Annotated in this window: 14 protein-coding genes and 1 pseudogene; 11 read left to right on the top strand and 4 right to left on the bottom strand. The window is 69.4% G+C overall.

What is annotated here, in order from left to right:
* Positions 1 to 24: 24 nt before the first annotated feature.
* Positions 25 to 2514: a DEAD/DEAH box helicase family protein gene (locus ACK8OX_RS07720; protein WP_430663383.1), complete on the bottom strand. Its 2490-nt coding sequence runs from the start codon at positions 2512 to 2514 to the stop codon at positions 25 to 27.
* 4 nt (positions 2515 to 2518) lie between these two features.
* Positions 2519 to 4363: a site-specific DNA-methyltransferase gene (locus tag ACK8OX_RS07715; RefSeq protein WP_430663382.1), complete on the bottom strand. Its 1845-nt coding sequence runs from the start codon at positions 4361 to 4363 to the stop codon at positions 2519 to 2521.
* 616 nt (positions 4364 to 4979) lie between these two features.
* On the opposite strand from ACK8OX_RS07715, the gene ACK8OX_RS07710 reads away from it, so the two are divergent.
* The 3 genes from ACK8OX_RS07710 to ACK8OX_RS07700 are packed head-to-tail and all read left to right on the top strand — an operon-like array spanning position 4980 to position 10743.
* A complete protein-coding gene (locus ACK8OX_RS07710; RefSeq protein WP_430663381.1) occupies positions 4980 to 7793 on the top strand; it encodes a DEAD/DEAH box helicase family protein in 2814 nt (937 codons plus the stop codon).
* Positions 7794 to 7795: 2 nt separating this feature from the next.
* Positions 7796 to 9295 carry a restriction endonuclease subunit S gene (locus ACK8OX_RS07705; RefSeq protein ID WP_430663380.1) on the top strand — a complete coding sequence of 500 codons (1500 nt, stop codon included), beginning with the start codon at positions 7796 to 7798 and terminating at the stop codon, positions 9293 to 9295.
* The gene (locus ACK8OX_RS07700; protein ID WP_430663379.1) at positions 9292 to 10743 is read left to right on the top strand and encodes a type I restriction-modification system subunit M; all 1452 of its coding nucleotides are present in this window, start codon (positions 9292 to 9294) and stop codon (positions 10741 to 10743) included. The genes ACK8OX_RS07705 and ACK8OX_RS07700 overlap by 4 nt, the downstream gene beginning before the upstream one ends.
* Here ACK8OX_RS07700 and ACK8OX_RS07695 read toward each other — a convergent pair.
* Positions 10740 to 11054 (bottom strand): annotated as a pseudogene (locus tag ACK8OX_RS07695) (integrase core domain-containing protein); the annotation flags it as partial. The gene ACK8OX_RS07700 and the pseudogene ACK8OX_RS07695 sit on opposite strands and share 4 nt — an antisense overlap.
* A gap of 139 nt (positions 11055 to 11193) precedes the next feature.
* Here ACK8OX_RS07695 and ACK8OX_RS07690 point away from each other — a divergent pair.
* The 3 genes from ACK8OX_RS07690 to ACK8OX_RS07680 all read left to right on the top strand — a co-directional run bounded on the left by ACK8OX_RS07690 (position 11194) and on the right by ACK8OX_RS07680 (position 14273).
* Entirely contained in the window at positions 11194 to 11625 is a 432-nt protein-coding gene (locus tag ACK8OX_RS07690) for a PadR family transcriptional regulator (RefSeq protein ID WP_430663378.1), read from the top strand.
* A gap of 61 nt (positions 11626 to 11686) precedes the next feature.
* On the top strand, positions 11687 to 13036 hold the full coding sequence (locus ACK8OX_RS07685; RefSeq protein WP_430663377.1) for an FAD-dependent oxidoreductase: 1350 nt from the start codon (positions 11687 to 11689) through the stop codon (positions 13034 to 13036).
* A gap of 16 nt (positions 13037 to 13052) precedes the next feature.
* Positions 13053 to 14273, top strand: coding sequence for an MFS transporter (locus ACK8OX_RS07680; protein WP_430663403.1), 1221 nt, complete (start codon positions 13053 to 13055; stop codon positions 14271 to 14273).
* On the opposite strand, the gene ACK8OX_RS07675 is transcribed toward ACK8OX_RS07680, so the two are convergent.
* Entirely contained in the window at positions 14242 to 15453 is a 1212-nt protein-coding gene (locus ACK8OX_RS07675) for an MFS transporter (RefSeq protein WP_430663376.1), read from the bottom strand. The genes ACK8OX_RS07680 and ACK8OX_RS07675 overlap by 32 nt on opposite strands.
* A 77-nt stretch (positions 15454 to 15530) precedes the next feature.
* Here ACK8OX_RS07675 and ACK8OX_RS07670 point away from each other — a divergent pair, with 77 nt between their 5' ends.
* From ACK8OX_RS07670 to ACK8OX_RS07650, 5 genes are all read left to right on the top strand, one after another.
* Positions 15531 to 15890, top strand: coding sequence for an ArsR/SmtB family transcription factor (locus ACK8OX_RS07670; protein ID WP_430663375.1), 360 nt, complete (start codon positions 15531 to 15533; stop codon positions 15888 to 15890).
* The gene (gene arsB / locus ACK8OX_RS07665) at positions 15887 to 16945 is read left to right on the top strand and encodes an ACR3 family arsenite efflux transporter (RefSeq protein WP_430663374.1); all 1059 of its coding nucleotides are present in this window, start codon (positions 15887 to 15889) and stop codon (positions 16943 to 16945) included. The genes ACK8OX_RS07670 and arsB overlap by 4 nt, the downstream gene beginning before the upstream one ends.
* 20 nt (positions 16946 to 16965) lie before the next feature.
* Positions 16966 to 18078 (top strand): ArsO family NAD(P)H-dependent flavin-containing monooxygenase, encoded by a 1113-nt coding sequence (locus ACK8OX_RS07660; RefSeq protein ID WP_430663402.1) that lies wholly within the window; start codon positions 16966 to 16968, stop codon positions 18076 to 18078.
* Positions 18079 to 18147: 69 nt separating this feature from the next.
* A complete protein-coding gene (locus ACK8OX_RS07655) occupies positions 18148 to 19002 on the top strand; it encodes a metalloregulator ArsR/SmtB family transcription factor (RefSeq protein WP_430663373.1) in 855 nt (284 codons plus the stop codon).
* A gap of 23 nt (positions 19003 to 19025) precedes the next feature.
* Positions 19026 to 20069 carry an ArsJ-associated glyceraldehyde-3-phosphate dehydrogenase gene (locus tag ACK8OX_RS07650; RefSeq protein WP_430663372.1) on the top strand — a complete coding sequence of 348 codons (1044 nt, stop codon included), beginning with the start codon at positions 19026 to 19028 and terminating at the stop codon, positions 20067 to 20069.
* The last annotated feature ends 4 nt before the right edge of the window (positions 20070 to 20073 follow it).

Here is a 20073-nt window from a genome sequence, read left to right as displayed (position 1 = left end):
GACATCTGGACGGAGAGCCGGCTTTTACTGCAACAAGTCATCAGGGTAGAGCGGCGCTACCTCGCTGTTCCTCCCGAGTGCCGCGTTAAACTCAACGCGGTTGAAACGGTGCGCCACGCTGTCGAAAGACAACATCAGCGCCCGCCCGTATTCGCGGTGCTCCGTCCGGCTTTTGACCGCGCTGTCCGTCGTCTCCGTGCGGTCCTTCGTTTCGGCAAGGGCTATACCGTCACGATACTTGCGGCCATCCACGCACACCACAAAGTCGGGGTAGTAGCCTCGGCCTGTTTCTGGCAGCACAATCCGGACAGACCAGTCATCCTTCGCGTTCGGCCGTGGAAGGTTGCGAGTCCACCAAAGAACCCGGCCGTCCTGTGTGTCTAGCCAGTCCGCGAATGATTGTTCCCAGGTGTTCAAACCTGGCGGCATACAGCCGTATAGGTTCAGCGGAGAGGGCGGCAGCGGGTCCGGGCTTTCCAGCTTAGTTGGAAGATCGGCAGCATCAACAACCTCCGTGCAAGCCGCCGCAGCCCGCCTCAGCGCATCGCGCAACAGGTTGGGCGCTTGGACAAGAATGATGTTTAAGGCGCGGCGCAGCGCCTTCTGGTCTACCGCCGGCAGGCCGCGTTCCGAAAGCTGCGCTGCCAGTCGGTCTTGTAGCCTCCGTCCAAGTTCGGCGGGGTTGATATACTGACTGACGCGCAGCAGCTCATGAGCGTTTTGCCGCGCGAACAGTTCATTAATGGCGGCTTGCTCAACCCTGCGGGCCTGCGCTGTTCGCTCGAAAAGGTCTCCCTCCTGGCGTTCGACGCTCGCGGTTGTCTGCCCCGCTGCGAGTAGCTGCTCGGGCGTAAAGCGCACATTCCGGATCAGCGCGTCCAGCAGGTCATTCGGACCTCTGGGCATCTTCTCGGTCCGCAGCCTGTCAGGGACAACTAGACCCGCCCGGCGGGGATACTGGAAGGTCATCGCCTGAGCCGTGGGGCGGCGTGGCGCGGGCGTGCCGGGCTGGGGTCCGGCCGGCACGGGCCCGGGCGCCTGCGTTTCCTCAAGACGGCCGAACAACGTCTGGGGCCACGGCGCCGGCGCCGGCATGGCACGGGATATGTCCGGCGTCGCAGGTCGCGGAGCGACTTCGGGCGGAGGTTCAAGGACAAGCCGCGCCTGCCCGTCAGCTCCGATCAGGGTGACGTTCCCGCCTTCCCCGACCGCCGCTTCAAAGACCTGCACGCCGTCCGTCACAACCGAGATGGCGTCCCGCATCGCCTTGATGCGGTCGGCCGCCGCCTGCAAGCCGGTCTGACCCTGCGCGTCCGACAGAAACACCCAACCTGTGTCGAGGATGGGCGCGAGGTCCGTGCGGGGCTGCAAAAGGGGGTGGACGCGCATGATGCGCCCGATCACCTGCAACCCGAACGACGTGTCAATGACTGGCCGGAGGGCGCAGAGGGTGAACGCCCGGGGTGCGTCGAACCCCGTGGCGACGGCCATCTTGAACACCAGCACTTCAACGGCTGGGTCATTGGCCAATGCCTGCACATTCGGGTCAGGCTCATCGGCGGTATGCACAGCGACGGATTCCGCTGCGAAGCCCAGGCTCCCGGTCAGAAACTCCTTCACCTTAGCCGGTGTCCAGCCGTTGCTTGATGCCTGGACCAGCAGCAGCGGCACTAGGGGGAAGCCGGCCTTTACCAGTTCCCGTTTCAACGCGCGGTGCTGCTCCACGGCTTTGCGGAGCGCCACGTCATTGAGGTCCAGCAGCTCGGCGCTCGTGCCCCGAGCAACGAAGCTGACAGCTTTGACGCGCGGCTTGTTCAGGCGCGCCGCGACTACCCGGTCCCGCGAGACAGCGACGTGTTGGAACTTTACAATGTCCAGGCCGCGTCGCAGAACTTCCACGTCAGCGTCGTTCGGGGTAGCCGTCGCGCACATCAGCAGGTCCGGCGCGAGCACGTCCGAGAAGAAGCGGAACGCCTCTGTCCCGGGCCGGAAGCTGTGATGTGCCTCATCCACCACCGCGCCCAGCAGGAACCCCGCTCCACGAAGGGAGGCAACCAGCGTGTCCAACGCCGGGGCGCCGTCGTCATCCATCCGCATCCGGCGGGTGTCCGCCCGGCGGGCAGCGACGCTCGCCCAGGTCGCGACGAACACGTCACCGGGCCGGGTGCCCACATCCAGGCGGTCCTTCACCGGATCGCGCACGCGGAGCCCCGGCGCAGCCTCCCGCAGCGCCGTTATGGTCTGCCCAATCAGCCCGGCGAAGGGCGCGAACCAGAACCACACGACCGGGGCGCCACGGCTGACTGCCTCGGCTGTCGCGGCGAGCATCACCGTCTTGCCCGATCCCGTCGGCGCTTCGAGCAACGCGCAGCCAATCTGCTTCGTGATGCGCCGCCGCTGGGTGGGCGCTGCCCGTATCTTCGTAGCGGTGTCGAGGGCAGCAGCCGAGAGGCGGTCAGCAGCCTCCTGTTGGTAGTCCCTGAGAACCAGAGGGGCTGCGGCGCGACGGGACATGGTGCTACAGCCCGGCGATCAGTTGCGGAAACTCGGCCAGCAGCCGATCCGGGACTTGCTCCACCGGGACGGCGGGCATGTCGAGCGCGTCGCGCAGCAGCGCGGGCGCGGGGGAGAACGCGACCAACGACCCGAGAACGGCAAGTTGCCGGAGCTGCGCAACCGCCTCCTCCGTCACGCGCGGTAGGAAGGCGATGATGGGATCGGCCGGGTGGCGCGGATCAGGGTGGGCAATCTGCACAGGCGCAGCGGGATCGAAGGGCCGAACGGGACGGTCATGCCGAAGCTGCAAGAGGGTCCAGAGAGCGCCATCGTCTAGGTCATAAAGCACGTCATCCCAATTCATACGCTGAGTGCGGAGATAAGCGAAATCTCCTTTCATTGGCGGCGCGGTCCCATAACCTTTAATCACCCGCCGGAGGCGCTCTGCGCACACATCACGGCAAATCGTCTTACTCGGGTCTTCTGGCAGCTTCTCCGAGTTTGAGACAAGCACAAAGCGCCGATCACCCAGGTCAGCGGAATTTAAGCTTAGAACAGCGTGGCCGGTAGTCCCGCTGCCTGCGAAAAAATCGAGAATAAGGCCGTCTCTCGGCGTAACTTGAGAAATCAGCGATGAAACCAAGCTTCTAGGCTTTGGATAGCTGAAGAGGTCTTCTTCAAATATGCCACGCAACTCGGCAGTGCCCTCGCCATTCGTGCCACTCCGAAGCGATGCTCGCTTGGCCGCCTCACTCGTTCCAATAATGATGGACGGTGTAGGTTGCATCTCGCTCCGCACTGACTTGGGCGTCACGCGCCGTCGAGGCGTTCCCCAACCAATCTTTTTGCCTACTAACAGTTCAACCCCGGGAAGGCCCGGTCGCAGCAGGGGTTTCTTTCGCTTTCCTCTTCCGGAGTGAGGGACAGCCCTGTCAAAAATCGCTTTCTCGAGGGCATCAAGTGTTGGAAAAACCTCAAACCGATCATTCTCCGGCCAGATAACTTCGTCTGCGGCTATGATCTCGGAAGCAGTTCTTCCCTTCCCACCCTTAGTATCCTCGATTTTCTCCACGAATGCCCACACCCTATCGGGATTGCATGGATAGTGTATTTCATTGCTTGGGTTAACTAGTGGGAAATACGAATTTGGCCGCTTTCTGTAGTTCTTACTCTGTGTTAATGTAACAGACTGAGAGACTTCTCCATCCTTACCTTTTTTATAGGCGGCGTTAGTTTTGGGAACGCCAGAAAAGCGTGCTCCATTGTTGCCATAAGCAAGCACGTGTTCATGATCTATTGAAATCGACCCTGGCTTAGCGTCACCGACCGCAGTTCGCGTGCGCCACACGAAACTCCCAAGGCGCATCCCCGGAAATACTTTCTCCATAAGGAGATCTAGACGCGCTCTGTTTTCATCGTTGATACATACGAAAATAACGCCATCTTGCGCCAGAAGATCGCGAGCAACCATCAAGCGTCGGTAAAGAAATTCTATCCATAAAGACTGCCTATACCGGTCATTCGCTCCAATAAATTTATCATTATAGCTAAAGTCGGCGTTTCCTGTGTTGTAAGGGGGGTCGATGAATATGCAATTGACACGCCCAGCATAGGCGATCCGCAGCGCCCTCAACGCATCCCAGTTGTCACCCTCGATGACTAGATTGCGCCACCCGCGCTCGTCCAGCGGTGCCGTTGATAGCTCCGGGTCGAGTTCAAGAGCCACGAAGTCGGTGTTCATGGCGCGGTCGGGTTCGATGCCCTCCCGCTCCCAAACCAGGCCGAAGTTCCGCCGCACGTCTCGCCGTTCGAGCAACTCAATGAGTTGTTCGCGCGATAAGTGGTTATATCGTCCAGACTGTTCCATCGTGGCGGATGCTACCGCACGGCTGCCACGCCGTCAGCGCCATCTCGGGAGATTCCGCGGTGCCTCCCCCGTTTTGGGCGGAGCGGTAAAGCCGGGCTGCCCTGGAAGCGGGGGCCGGATAGGGTGCCGCTTTCGAGCGGTTGGCGGCGGCTTTGGGCGACCCACAGCGAACGTCGGCAGCTGCAACCCCTTGATGCGATACAACCTGCCGAACCTCGGCGAACGGCCGCGAACAGCCCCGCCGCACTTGCCAAGGTTGGGGTCGAGGGTTCGAATCCCTTCGCCCGCTCCAGTCGGTCATCCAGAACACATTCTCCGTACTGGCGACGCCTCGCAGAAGCGCGGCCTTTCGCCACGTTTTCCGCCCCCACCTTGAGACTTCACGGGCGGCGCCGAGCCCCGGCGCGCGTTTCTCTCCGGGCTTTTCTCTCCGGACCTTGGACTAGCCCGATCCAGTCTACAAGCCCCAACCCGTTGTTCTGCCTCATCTTTGCGGCATCGCAGGGCTTGGATGTTCAGCAACCGCTTCGCCCGGGCGAACGCCTCGGACGTCTGAATCCGGCGCGTCGCAGGCCCAAGCCCCTCGAATCTCCCGATCCTGTGTTACCCTTCCGGTATGGATGGCCAGGAGCGCGGGCGCCGCGACGCAGCCCCAGAGGCACGGGCGCGACAGATCATTGACGCCGGCCTCGCGGCCGCGGGCTGGATCGTCCAGGACCGCGCCGAAGTGAACCTGCACGCCGGCCCTGGCATCGCCGTGCGCGAGACCCCGACCGCCACAGGCCCCGCCGACTACCTGCTCTTCCTCGATGGCCGCGCCTGCGGCGTTCTGGAGGCGAAGCCCGAAGGCACGACCCTGTCAGGCGTGGTGCACCAGGGCGACGACTACACGCGCGCCGCACCGGCCAGGTATCCCGCCTGGGCCGACCCGCTGCCCTTCGTCTACGTGTCGACTGGCGCCGAGACCCTGTTCCAGGACGCCCGCGACAAGGCTGCCCCTTCTGGCGCCCGCCCCCGCCGCGTCTTCGCCCCCCACAGGCCCGAGACGCTGCGCGCCACCCTCGCGGCCGGCAGCAGCCTTCGCGCCCGCCTCGCCACCCTGCCGCCGCTCGACCCGACGCGCCTGCGCCCCTGCCAGGCCGAGGCCATCGCGGGCGTCGAAGCCTCGCTCGCCCAGGGCAGGCCCCGCGCCCTGGTCTCCATGGCGACCGGCGCCGGCAAGACCTTCACGGCCTGCGCGCTTACCCACCGCCTGCTCTCGCCGCCCGTCCGCATGGGCCGGGTGCTGTTCCTGGTCGACCGCGCCAACCTCGGCACCCAGGCGAAGCGCGAGTTCGACGCCTTCGTCCCCTTTGGCGCCCCCGGCGGCGCCGGCCTGCTGTTCCGCGAGGAGTTCACGGTCCAGCACCTGCAGGGCAGCACCATCGATCCCTCGGCCAGCGTCGTCATCTCCACCGTTCAGCGCCTGTATTCCGTCCTGCGCGGCCAGCCCTTCGACGACGCCGACGACGAGCGCGGCGGCTTCGAGCGCGCCGCCGGCAGCGGCGAAGACAGGGGGGCCGAGCGCCCCGTCATCTACAACCCCGCCATCCCGCCCGAGACCTTCGACCTCATCATCGTGGATGAGTGCCACCGCTCCATCTACGGCAACTGGCGGCAGGTGCTGGAATACTTTGACGCCTTCCTCGTCGGCCTCACCGCGACACCCGGCCGCCACACAATCGGCTTCTTCCAGCAGAACATCGTCAGCCAGTATCCCTTCGAGCGCTCCGTCGCCGACGGCGTGAACGTGGACTTCGAGGTCTGGCGCGTCCGCACCGAGGTCGGCGAGCGCGGCGGCACCATCCCCGCCGGTTTCACCGTCCCCCACCGCGACAAGGAGACGCGCCGCCGCCGCCTCGCCGCGCTGGACGAGGATCTGCCCTACACCCCCGGCCAGCTGAACCGCGCCGTGGAGGTGCCGAACCAGATCCGCACCGTGATGCAGGCCTATCGCGACGCCCTGCCCACCCAACTCTTCCCCGGCCGGCAGGAGGTGCCGAAGACCCTGATCTTCTGCCAGTCCGACAGCCACGCCGAGACGGTGACCGAGATCGCCCGCGAGGTCTTCGGCGGCGATGCCCGCTTCGCGCAGAAGATCACCTACCGCGCCACCGGCCGCAGCGGGCAGGAGCTGATCCAGGATTTCCGGACCGATCACCTGTTCCGCATCGCCACCACCGTGGACATGGTCGCCACCGGCACGGACATCAAACCGCTGGAGGTCGTGATCTTCCTGCGCGACGTCCGCAGCGCCCAGTATTTCGAGCAGATGCGCGGCCGCGGCGCCCGCACCATCCTGCCCACCGACCTGCAGCGCGCCACGCCCTCCGCCGAGCGGAAGGACCGCTTCATCATCGTGGACGCGGTCGGCGTGACGGAGAGCGTGAAGACGCCGACCGAGCCGCTGGAGCGCGACCGCACCCTCAGCCTGGAAGCCCTGCTGGAGCGCGTCGCCTTCGGCCACACCGACGAGGACACCTGCGCCACCCTCGCCGGCCGCCTGGCCCGCCTGGAACGCCGCCTGCCCGACCCGGCCCGCGCGGAGCTTCGCCAGGCTGCCGGCGGCGCCACGCTGACCGACCTGGCCCGCGCCCTGGTGGACGCCGCCGATCCCGTCCGCATCGAGGCCCGCGCCCGCGATGCTGCCGCCGCGACGCCCGACGACGAAGCCGCCTGGGACGCCGCCGCCGAGGGGCTGCGCGCCGAGGCCTGCCGGCCGCTCGCCGCCAACCCCGCCCTGCGCCGCGCCATCCTGGAGGCGCAGCGCACGACGGAAATCATCGTGGACGAGCTGACGGCCGACGCCGTGCTCTCCGCCGATTTCGACCTGAACCGCGCGACCGAGATCACCGAGCGCTTCGGCCGCTTCCTGGCGGAGGAAGCCGACCGGCTCGCCGCGCTCGCCATCCTCTATGCCCGGCCGCATGCGCAGCGCCGCCTGACCTACGCCATGCTGCAGGATCTGCGCGCGGCGATGGCGCGGCCGCCCTGGCTGCTGGACGACAAGGCGGTCTGGGCGTGCTACCGGCGCCTGCATGCAGGGCAGACCCGCGCGCCGGCGGGGCTGCTGACCGACCTGGTGGGGCTGGTGCGCTACGCCATCGGCGCGCGCGCGGTGCTGGCCCCCTTCGCGCCGGACGTGAACCGCAATTTCGAACTGTGGCTCGGCCGCGAGAAGAAGGCCGGGCGCGACTACACCGAGGCGCAGATGGAGTGGCTGCGGCTGATGAAGGACTGGGTGGCGAGCAACGTGGAACTGACGCTGGCCGATCTGCGCGAAGCCTCGGACTTCTCGTCGCGCGGCGGCACCGCGCGGGCGCGCGCGCTGTTCGGCGCGGAGCGACTGCCGGCGCTGGTGGATGACCTGACCGACGCGCTGGTGGCTTAAGCATGGATGCGCTGCCGCGTGAGGGCCTGCCGCCGGGATGGGGTGCTGCATCTCTCGAAACGATCTGCGAGATAAATCCTTCGACGGACATCAGCGCCATCAGCGGCGACACAGCTATCACCTTCGTGCCGATGGCAGCGGTTGGCGCGCTGACGAATACGGTGGACACGAACACGACGCGCCCGCTTCGCGAGATCACAACGGGCTTCACGCGGTTCCGAAGCGGCGATGTGATCTTCGCGAAGATCACGCCGTGCATGGAGAACGGGAAGATCGCTCTCGTGCCCGAGCTACCCCAAGGCATCGGCATCGGTAGCACCGAGTTTCACGTCGTCCGTCCCAAGCCCGGCATCGATGCTGCCTACGTCTGCTACTATCTGATGCAGGAAAGCTTTCGAGCGACCGCCCGGTCGTCCATGAGTGGAGCGGTAGGCCAGCAGCGTGTTCCGGCTACCTTCCTCCGCGAAGCCGTCATGCCGGTCCCGCCAGCGGCCGAACAGACCCGCATCGTCGCCGCGGTGAACGCGCTGTTCGAGGAGGTGGAGGCCGGCGAAGCCGCGCTGGCGCGTGCGCGCGAGGGCCTGACGCAGTTCCGCGCAAGCCTTCTCCACGCCGCCTGCACCGGCGCCCTCACCGCCGACTGGCGCGCTGAGAACCCAGCAGACAGCCCGCCCGAACAGCTACTTGCAGCGATTGCGGAGGAGCGGGCACGCAAAGTCGCCAAGCGATACCGTGACGCCGAGACTCCCGAAGGTCCACCACCGTTCGATCTGCCCCCCAGTTGGGGTTGGGCGACCGTGGATCAGTTGTGCTGGAAGATCGACTATGGATCATCGGCGCGCTGCCGGCCCCTGCCTGACGGAGTGCCTGTGCTCCGTATGGGAAACATCCAGAACGGCCGGCTCGACTATGCCGAACTCAAGCATCTCCCTCGCGACCACAATGAGTTTCCCGACCTGCTGCTGGAGCGGGGTGACCTTCTGTTCAATCGCACGAACAGCGCCGAGCTCGTCGGCAAGACGGCTGTCTTCGAGGGGCACGACCGTCCGGTCTCGTTCGCGTCGTATATTGTTCGTGCGAAGGCTGTGCACGTCCGCTCGCCGTTTTTGGCGCACTACATCAACTCCCCGCTTGGGCGGCAGTGGATCGCATCGGTGATGACGCAGCAGGTTGGCCAGGCAAATGTCAGCGGCGGTCGCCTTCGCACGCTCTGCGTCCCTGTTCCACCGCTGCTCGAACAAGACGAGATCATCACCCGCGTGGCGGACTGTTTGGATGTGGCGCGCGATGCCGCACTTGGCGATCCCTTCGTCGAGGAAGCCGCGCAGCTTCGCCAATCCATCCTCCACGCCGCCTTCACCGGCCGCCTCGTCCCGCAGGACCCGGCTGACGAACCCGCCGCCGCGCTGCTCGCGCGCCTCCGCGCCACGCCGGCGGCTTCTCGCCGTCCCCGCGCGCGCCGCACCGCCACGCAGCCCGACCTGATCGAGACCCCCGCATGAGCGAGACCGAGAACGTCCTGACCGCGAAGGTCTGGAACCTCGCCCATGTCATGAACAACGCCGGCGTCGGCTCCGGCGACTATGTGGAGCAGGTCACCTACCTGCTCTTCCTCAAGCTCGACGCGGAGCGGGAGGAGGACGGCCTGCCCTCCCTCCTGCCGGAGGAGTGCCGCTGGGCGCGCCTCGCCGCGCTCTCCGGCCGCGAACTCGCGCAGCACTACGCCCGCACGCTGGAGACGCTGGCCGGCCAGCCCGGCCTCGTCGGCACCATCTACACCCGCGCCCGCAACACCATCGAGGAACCGGCCCATCTGCACCGCCTGGTGCGGATGATCGGCGCCGAGAGTTGGTCGGGCTTCGGCGTGGACGTGAAGGGCGCGATCTACGAAAGCCTGCTGGAGCGCACCGCCTCCGACACCAAGTCCGGCGCCGGCCAGTATTTCACCCCGCGCCCCGTCATCGGGGCCTGTGTCGAGGTGGTGGACCCCAGGCCCGGCCAGACGGTCTGCGACCCCGCCTGCGGCACCGCCGGCTTCCTCCTCGCCGCCTTCGAGCACATGCGCCGGAAGCCCGAGGCGCGCGACCGTGAGACGGGGCGGCGCATGCGGGAGGAAGGCTTCACCGGCTTCGACATCGTCGCCGGCGTCGCGCGGCTCGCCGCCATGAACCTCTACCTGCACGGCCTCGGCCGCGCCGACGTCACGCCGATCCACCGCGCCGACGCGCTGCTGGCCGATCCCGGCCGCCGCTGGGACGTGATCCTCACCAACCCACCCTTCGGCCGGCGCCAGTCCATCCAGGTCTTCACCGGCGATGGCGAGGCGGAGACGGAGCGCGAGGACTACCAGCGCCCCGACTTCAACGTGACCACCGGCAACAAGCAGCTCAACTTCGTCCAGCACATCATGACCGTGCTGGCGCCGGGCGGCGTCGCCGCCGTGGTGCTTCCCGACAACGTGCTGTTCGAGGGCGGCGCCGGCGAGAAGATCCGCCGCCGCCTGCTCGACGAATTCGAGTGCCACACCCTGCTGCGCCTGCCGACCGGCATCTTCTACCGCCAGGGCGTGAAGGCGAACGTCCTGTTCTTCGAGGCCCGGCCGCGGCGCAAGGAACCCTGGACCGAGGCGCTGTGGGTCTACGACCTCCGCACCAACAAGCGCTTCACCCTGAAGGAACGCCCGCTGCGCGACGCCGACATGGCGGAGTTCGTCAGCCTGGCCAGGCTCTCCGACCGCGCGAAGCGCCAGGAGACCGAGCGCTTCAAGCGATTCGGCTACGCCGAGCTGGCCGCGCGCGAGAAGCTGGACCTGAACCTGTCCTGGCTGCGCGAGGACGGCGCCACCGACCCCGCCAGCCTGCCCCCGCCCGCCGAGATCGCGGCGAGCATCGCCGAGGATCTCGAGACCGCGCTGGCTCGCTTCCGCGCGGTTGCGCTGCGTCTGGGCTAGATGTTTGGTGCCGGCATTTGGTGGTGCGGGTTTGCAGAGAACCTGTGGGGCTCTGCGGCCCATGATCGGCAGATGAACTCGTAGGGGGTGAGACCCTTCAGGCTCCTGAGGCGCCTCGCGTAGTTGTAGGCGTCGAGGAACAGGGCGAGGTGATGCCTGAGCTCATCGTGGCTGCCGCAATGGTAGCGCTGGACGGTGGCTTCCTTGAGCGTCCTGTTCATTCGCTCAACCTGAACGTTCGTCCACGGGTGGAATGGCTTGGTCACGCGGTGCTCGATGTGGCTCTGCGCGCAGGCGAGCTCGAAGGAGTGGGAGGTGGGGGTTTGGCGGGATTGGCGCTGCTCCGCCGCGTATTCGGCGGTGGACGCGCATCGGCGCCGACACTGGCAACGTGGCCGCGCCATGATCTTGGGGCTTGATGCATTGATGATCGAGGTATAGCGTTCGGGCATGGACGCCGCCCGCCGAGCCCCTTCCCCCCGCGTCGACTACGCCTCCCGCGACTACTGGGCGGGCACCATCAAGATGGGCCTGAGCAAGTTCTTCATCCTGCGCGTGCTGCACGACGGGCCGATGCACGGCTACGACATCGCCCGCCTGGTCGAGCGCACCACCAATGGTTGCTGCTCCCCCACCGAGGGCACGATCTACCCGGTGCTCCGCGAATTCGAGGCCGGCGGCTTCGTCACCGCGACCGAGGAGGTCGTCGGCGGCCGCCAGCGCCGCGTCTACGAGCTGACCGATGCCGGTCGCGCCGCCTTCCGCGTGGCGCTGGAGGCCTGGATGGAGGCGACCGCCGCCCTGCAGGACACCGGCCGCGCCTTCGCCGCCGCCGACCGCGCCCGGGAGGAGCGGCGCCCCGGCGGGGAGTGCTGCGCGTGACCCGAAGCGCCTCTTTTCCTGCCTGCATACCTCAACCCCCTATGCATCAGGGAGCATGCCCATGAGCGCACCCAGCCTGCCCGTCGTCGTGATCGGCGCCGGCCCCGTCGGCCTCGCCGCCGCCGCGCAGCTCCTCGGCCGTGGCCTCGAGCCCCTTGTGCTGGAGGCCGGGCCCGACATCGGCCACGCGGTCCGCGCCTGGGGCCACGTCCGCATGTTCTCGCCCTGGGAGTTCAACACCGACGCCGCGGCGCGGGCGCTGCTCGAGGCCGAGGGCTGGTCGGCGCCCGACCCCACGCACTATCCGACCGGCTCCGAGCTCGTCGCCGACTACCTCGCCCCGCTGGCCGCGACGGCGGCGCTGCGCGGGCGCATCCGCACCGGCGCGAAGGTCGTGGGCGTCGCGCGCCGCGACTTCGGGCGGCTGCACGGCGGGGCCGGCCGCGACGCGGCCCCCTTCGTGGTGCATGTCGAGACCTGCTGCGGCGTGCGGGCGGTCGAGGCGCGCGCGGTGATCGACTGCTCCGGCACCTGGCATGCGCCCAACCCCGCCGGCAGCCACGGCATGCCCGCGCCCGGCGAGGCCCGGCACGCGGCGCGCATCGCCTACGGCATCCCCGACGTGCTCGGGGCCGAGCGCGCGGCCTATGTGGGCCGCACGACGCTCGTCGTCGGCGCCGGACACTCGGCGATGAACGCCGTGCTGGACCTCGCGGAACTGGCGCGGCAGGCGCCGGGCACGCGGATCCTCTGGGCCTTCCGCCGGCCGCTCGGCGCGGTGAACTTCGGCGGCGGCGCGAAGGACGGGCTCGCGCAGCGGGGCGAGCTGGGCGCCCGCGCGCAGGCGCTGGTCGAGACCGGCGCCGTCACCGCCCTCGCGCCCTTCCTCATCGACCGCATCGCCGAAGCGGATGGCAAGCTCGCCGTCACCGGCCGGCAGGAGGCACGCACGACGACGGTGCAGGCCGACCGCGTGATCGTCGCCACCGGCTTCCGTCCCGATCTCTCCTTCCTGCGGGAGGTACGGCTCGGCCTGGACCCCGCGGTGGAGGCGACCCCGGCGCTCGCGCCGCTGATCGACCCGAACCTGCATTCCTGCGGCACGGTGCGTCCGCACGGCGAGGTCGAGCTCCGCCACCCGGAAGCGGGCTTCTACATCGCCGGCATGAAGAGCTACGGCCGCGCGCCGACCTTCCTGATGGCGACGGGGCACGAGCAGGTGCGCTCGATCGCGGCCTTCCTCGCCGGCGATGTCGAGGCGGCGCGTCGGGTCGAGCTGGTGCTGCCGGAGACGGGTGTCTGCTCGACCGACCGCGCGCCGGCAGGCGCCGCGACCGCCTGCTGCGGCCCCGTCGAGACAGCCCAGCAGGTGCTGGCGCCGGTCGCGGCCGGCGGCGGCTGCTGCGGCTGAGGACACGCGGGTGAGCATGGCATCGGCCGTCGCGCACGCACCCGACCGGCCCCGGATGGCGGTGATCTCCGCCATCGGGCTCGGGCAGATCCTGTCCTGGGGCTCGACCTACTACCTGCCGGCCGTGCTGGCCGTGCCGATCGAGCGGGACACCGGCTGGTCGCTCGGCTGGATCTTCGGCGCACTGTCGGTCGGGCTGGTGGCGTCGGGCCTGGTCTCGCCGCTGGTCGGACGGCTGATCCACCGCCACGGCGGCCGTCCGGTGCTCGGCGGCGCGGCGGCGCTGATCGCGCTCGGACAGCTTGGCCTCTGGGCGGCGCCGAACCTCGCAGTCTTCGTCGCCGCCTGGGTGGTCATCGGGCTCGGGATGGGAGCCGGGCTCTACGACCCGGCCTTCTCAACGCTGGGCCGGCTCTACGGCGAGGCGGCGCGGTCCGCGATCACCAAGGTCACCCTGTTCGGCGGCTTCGCCAGCACGGTCTGCTGGCCGTTGACGGCGCTGCTGGAGGCATGGGTCGGCTGGCGCGGCGCGTGCCTCGCCTACGCGCTCGTCCACCTCGCGGTCGTGCTGCCCTGCTACCTGCTCCTGGTGCCGAAGGAGGCACGCGCGCCGGAGGCGTCCGCCACCGGACCTGCCGGCGCACGGCCCGGACATCTGCCGCCCGAGCAACGCCTGGCCTTCAACCTCCTCGCCATCGTCTTCACGCTCGCCTACGCCGTCATGACGGTGATCGCGGTCCACCTGCTCACGCTGCTGCAGGCGCGTGGGCTGGAACTGGCCGCGGCGGTCGCCCTCGGCGCGCTGGTCGGCCCGGCACAGGTCGGCGGCCGCGTGCTGGAAATGGTCTTCGGGCGTGGTGCGCACCCGATCTGGACGCTGGTGGTCTCCAGCGGGCTGGTCGCCCTCGGCGCGATCCTGCTGCTCGTCGTGCCCGGCTGGGCGGCGGCTGCGATCATCCTCTACGGCATCGGCAGCGGGCTGCGGTCCATCGTGCGGGGCACCGTGCCGCTCGTGCTGTTCGGCAAGGAGGGCTACGCGATCCTCATGGGGCGCCTCTCCGTGCCGACGCTGCTCGCGACGGCGGCCGCGCCGATGCTGGGCGTCTGGGCGCTGGGTGCCTTCGGGCCGGAGGGCACGCTTATCGCGCTGGCGATCGCGGGCGTGGTGAACCTCGCCCTCGTCGCCCCATTGGTGCCCCTCGCGATCAGGCGGAGCGGCCGAGCCGCCGCAGAATGACGAGCCCGGCCAGCGTGACGATGGCGAGGTGGCCGAACGCGATCGCCCAACCCGCCGCGCCGGTCCCGGCCAGGTCGAGCGCGAGGCCGACGCCGATGGGGCCGAGCAGGCCGCCCGCATAGCCGCACATGCTGTGCAGCCCCATCGTCGCGCCGCGCCTGTCCTTCTCCGCCGCCTGCACCGTGCCCGCGGTGAGCGCCGAGCTGTCGAGGTAGATCGCCGCGTTCCAGGCCAGCACGCAGAGCGCGGCCAGCGGCGCCGAGACGAGCAGCGACCAGCCGGCCAGCAGCGACAAGGCGGCGGCTCCGCCAATCGCGGCGGCGACGACGCGCGGCCGCCCGAAGCGCTGGGCCGTCTCGTTGCCGGTGATCGAGACGGCGATGCCAACCAGGCCAGCGGCCGTGAAGAGCACGCTCGGCCCCGGCAGCCAGGCCGGCGCGCCGTGCAGCGCGACCGCGGCCGCGAGGAAGGTCACGCCCCAGGCGCGGAGCGCGGCCAGCTCCCAGGTGTGCACCGTGTAGCCGGCGATCCAGGCCATGGCCGCCCGGTTGCGCAGCACCGGGCGGAAGTCGAGCAGGGCCATCGGCGCCGCGGCGGGCCGTGGCGCCGACCGCGGCATCACCGCCGCGCCGATCGCAAAGGCCACCGCCGCGCAGGCAGCGCCGAAGGCGAAGGCGGCCGGCGGGCCAGCGAAGGCTGCGAGTCCGCCGGCCAAGGCGAAGGACGCCGCGCCGGCGATGCCCACACCGGCGGCGTGCCAGCTCACGGCCCGCGACTGCGCGTCGCCCTCAAGCCGGTCGGCGATGGCCTTGAGCCCCGGCATGTAGCAACCCGCCCAGCCGACGCCGGCCAAGGCACGAAACGCCAGCCCGCTCCAGAATCCTTCAGCGAGGATGGCGAAGCCCAAGTGCGAGAGCGCCGTCGCCCCGGCGCCGACCAGGTAGACCCGGCGCGCCGGCACGCGGTCGGTCAGGGCGACCAGCACCGGCACGGCCGCCACATAGGCCCCGAAGAAGGCGCCGATCAGCCAGCCTGCCTCCATGGCCGAGAGCGACCAGGCGGCCAGGTAGTGCGGCAGGAGCGCCGGCAGGGTGAAGGCGCCGATCTGCACCAGCACCTGCGCCGCGACCACGGCCGCCGCGAACCGGGCGGCCGGCGAAAGGCTGGATGGGGAGAACACGCGGCGATCCTAGGCTCGGGGGCGAAACGGGGACACCCCATGTTGCCTGCACCCATCCTGTCCATTATTCTCGACAGATGGACGAAACATCTGCCGTCGAGGCGCTTGGCGCCCTTGCCCAGGAGACCCGGCTCCGCGCCTTCCGCCTGCTGATCCGGCAGGGAGCGGAAGGCCTTCCCGCCGGCGAGGTGGCCCGGCGCCTCGGCGCGCCCCACAACACCATGTCGACACACCTCGCCATCCTCGTGCGGGCCGGCCTCGTCGCGTCCCGGCGCGAGAGCCGGCAGGTCATCTACGCCGTGGAGGCGGGCGGCGTCCGCGACCTGATCGGCTTCCTCGTGGAGGAGTGCTGCGGCGGACGGCCGGAGGCCTGTGCGCCGCTGATCGAGGCGGCGCTGCCGCTGACCGCATGCTGCCCGGGGGAGAGGCGCGCATGAGCGATTCAGCGCCCCGTCGCCTGTCCTTCCTGGACCGCTGGCTGACCCTCTGGATCTTCGCCGCGATGGCGCTCGGCGTCGCGCTGGGCTCGCTCGTGCCCGGGCTGCCTGCGGCCCTCGACGCGCTGTCGCTGGGCGGGACCAACATCCCGATCGCGGCCGGGCTGATCCTCATGATGTATCCGCCGCTTGCCCGGGTCCGCTACGAGGCGCTGCCGCAGGTCTTCGCGGACCGCCGCGTGCTGGCGCTGTCGCTGGTGCAGAACTGGCTGATCGGGCCGGTGCTGATGTTCGCCCTGGCCGTGATCTTCCTGCGCGACCAGCCGGAATACATGACCGGCCTGATCCTCATCGGCCTGGCGCGCTGCATCGCCATGGTGCTGGTCTGGAACCAGCTCGCGCGCGGCGATAGCCAGTACGTGGCGGGGCTCGTCGCCTTCAACAGCATCTTCCAGCTGCTCTTCTTCGGCGCCTACGCGTGGTTCTTCCTCTCCGTCCTGCCGCCCTGGATCGGCCTCGAAGGGCAGGTGGTCGAGGTCTCCTTCGGGACCATCGCCGGCGCGGTGCTACTCTATCTCGGCGTGCCCTTCGCGGCCGGTTTCCTGACCCGCCGGCTGCTGGTCGCCCGGAAGGGCGAGGACTGGTACGCGCGCGCCTTCCTGCCGCGCATCGGGCCGATCACGCTCGGCGCGCTGCTCTTCACCATCGTCGCCATGTTCGCGCTGAAGGGTGGCGAGGTGGTGCGACTGCCGCTCGACGCGCTGCGGATCGCCGTGCCGCTCGCGATCTACTTCCTCGTCATGTTCGTGGTCTCCTTCTGGATGGGGCGGCTGATCGAGGCCGACTACCCGCGCACCACCGCCATCGCCTTCACCGCGGCGTCGAACAACTTCGAGCTCGCCATCGCGGTGGCGATCGCCGCCTTTGGCCTCGCCTCGCCGGTTGCCTTCGCTACGGTCATCGGACCGCTGGTGGAGGTCCCGGTGCTGATCCTGCTGGTGGGCGTCGCGCTCCGGCTCGGACGGCGCTGGTTCCCGCGCACTGCTCCGGCGTGACGGACGTGCCCGATGTGGTCATGCCGGAGGCGCGCGACGTTGTCGTGGTGGGTGGCGGGCAGGCCGGGCTCGCCGCGGGCTACTTCCTGCGTCGCACGCCCCTGTCCTTCATCATCCTCGACGACGCCGCTGCCCCAGGCGGCGCGTGGCAGCACGCCTGGGATTCGCTGACCCTGTTCTCGCCGGCGCAATGGAGCTCGCTCCCGGGCTGGCCGATGCCCCCGCCGCAGGGTGGCGGCTACCCGCCGCGGGACGCGGTGGTGAGCTACCTCGCCGCCTACGAGGCCCGCTACGCGTTGCCGGTGCGGCGACCCGTGCGCGTGGTGGCGGTGCGGCGCGACGGGGAACGCCTCCTGGCCGAGGCAGCGGATGGCCGGTCCTGGCGTGCCCGCGCCGTCATCAGCGCCACCGGCACCTGGAACCGCCCCTGGTTCCCCGATGTGCCCGGGCGCGACGTCTTCCAGGGCCGGCAGGTCCACTCGGCGCAGTACCGGCGGCCAGAGGACTTCGCCGGCCAGGCCGTGCTGGTCGTAGGCGGCGGGAACTCGGGCGCGCAGATCATCGCCGAGCTGTCGAAGGTGGCGCGGACCACATGGGTGACGGAGCGCGAGCCGGTCTTCCTGCCGGACGAGGTGGACGGCCGGGTCCTGTTCGAGCGCGCGACGGCGCGCTGGCAGGCCGAGCGCGAGGGGCGCCCGCCGCCCGAGCCGCGCGGCGGTCTCGGCGACATCGTCATGGTGCCGCCCGTGCGGGAGGCGCGGGCACGCGGCGCCCTGACACGCAGCCTGCGGCCCTTCGCATGCCTCGAAGCGGACGGCGCAGTCTGGTCCGACGGCACCCGCGTGCCGGCCGAGGCGATCATATGGTGCACAGGCTTTCGCCCGGCGCTCGACCATCTTGCGCCGCTCGGCGTGCCGGGGCCGGACGGACGGGCTCGGGCCGGGTCGGACGGGCGAGCGACCTCCGAGCCTCGGCTCTGGCTGCTCGGCTACGGGGACTGGACGGGTACCGCCTCCGCGACGCTGGCCGGCATCACCCGGGCCGCGCGCGGCGCGGTGGCCGGGATCTCGGACGCGCTGGCCCTCGACATGGCCCGGTCAGAACCTGCGGCGGGATCGCCGGCGTCGCCATAGGCACGGTGGCCGACGGCGTCGTCATCCAACCTTCACGCACAGCAGCATTAATTCGACTATTCTGGAAGCATGGATAGTGACGAGGCCGCGGCCGGCTTCACCGCCCTTGGGCAGGGCACCCGGCTCGAACTGATGCGCAGCCTGCTGGCGGCCGGTCCCTCCGGACTGCCCGCGGGCGAGATCGCGGTGCGGCTCGGCGTTCCGGCCTCCACCCTGTCCTTCCATCTCAAGGCGCTGGAGACGGCTGGCCTAGTCGCCGCGACGCGGCACGGCCGCAGCCTCATCTACGCCGCCCAACTGGCGCGGCTGCGCGCGCTTGTCGCCTTCCTGGCCGAGGCCTGCTGCGACGGCGATCCCGCACGCTGCGGCGACCTGCACCGACTGTTGGACACCGGAGGGGAGACTGCCAGGATGGAAAAGCCCGTGTTCAACGTGCTGTTCTTCTGCACGCGCAATTCGGCCCGCTCGATCATGGCCGAGGCAATCCTGAACCGTGTCGGCGAGGGCCGCTTCCGCGCCTTCTCTGCGGGCTCGGCGCCGAGCGAGAACGGGCCTTTGCCCGAGGTGCTGAGCCAGCTCAAGGCGCTTGGCCACGACGTCTCGACGCTGCGGTCGAAGAGCTGGGACGAGTTCACCGGGCCGGGCGCGCCGCGGATCGACTTCGTCATCGCGCTCTGCGACACGCTGGCCGGCCAGCTCTGCCCGGACTTCGGGGATACGATCGTCACCGCCGCCTGGCCGCTGCCCGACCCCGCGAAGTTCACCGGCAGCGCGACCGAGCGTGCCACGCTGCTGAACGAGCTCTACGCCGCGCTGCACCGCCGCCTCCGCATCCTCACCAGTCTCCCCTTCGCCTCGCTCGACCGGATGGCGCTGAAGGCGAGAGTGGACGAGTTGGCCGATCCGCACGCGATGGCCCGATAGGCGGCGGAAAGGGGGAGATGTCCATGAGGGTCGGCATCAGCGGCATGGGCCGCATCGGACGGCTGGCGCGGCGCGCCGCACTGGGCGCGGCGGAGCGGCCGGACGACGACCCGCGGCGGGGCAACCGGCTGGAGGTCGTCCACCTCAACGAGATCAAGGGGGGCGCCGCGGCCACCGCCCACCTGCTCGAGTTCGACAGCGTACAGGGCCGCTGGCGCGCGCCGATCGCGGCGGAGGGGAAGCACGCCATCCGGATCGGCGACCGCCGCCTGTCCTTCTCCGAGCACCCGCACCCGGCCGAGATCCCCTGGGGCGATCTGGGCGTGGACCTGGTGCTGGAGTGCACCGGCAAGTTCCTCGACCCCGAGACGATCGGGGGGCACCTGAAGCGCGGCGCGAAGCGGGTGATCGTGGCGGCGCCGGTGAAGTTCGACGGCGTGCTCAACATCGTCGTCGGCGTGAACCATCACCTGTATGACCCGGCGCGGCACCCGATCGTCACCGCGGCCTCCTGCACCACGAACTGCCTCGCCCCGGTGGTGAAGGTGGTGCACGAGGCGATCGGCATCCGCCACGGTCAGATCACCACCATCCACGACCCGACCAACACCAACGTGGTGACCGACGCCCCGCACAAGGACCTGCGGCGGGCGCGGTCCGCGATGCTATCGCTCCAGCCGACGACGACGGGCAGCGCGACGGCGATCGCGCTGATCTATCCGGAGCTGAAGGGGAAGCTGAACGGCCATGCGGTGCGCGCGCCGGTGCTGAACGCCAGCCTGACCGACTGCGTCTTCGAGATGGCCCGGGAGACCTCGGCCGAGGAGGTCAACGCGCTGTTCCGGGCCGCCGCCGCGGGCCCGCTCGCCGGCATCCTGGGCTACGAGGCGCGACCGCTGGTCAGCGCCGACTACGCCCGCGACACCCGCAGTTCCATCGTGGACGCTCCGAGCACCCTGGTCATCGATGGCACGCTGCTGAAGGTCTACGCCTGGTACGACAATGAGATGGGCTACGCCTGCCGCATGGTCGGCCTCGCCTGCCACATGGCCGAGGCCGGGATCTGACGGG

It is taken from the genome of Falsiroseomonas sp. CW058 (genome assembly GCF_050563535.1).
GTDB lineage: Bacteria > Pseudomonadota > Alphaproteobacteria > Acetobacterales > Acetobacteraceae > Falsiroseomonas.
Note: the sequence above shows the minus strand (reverse complement) of the source record. Positions and strands in the feature narration are given on the sequence as shown.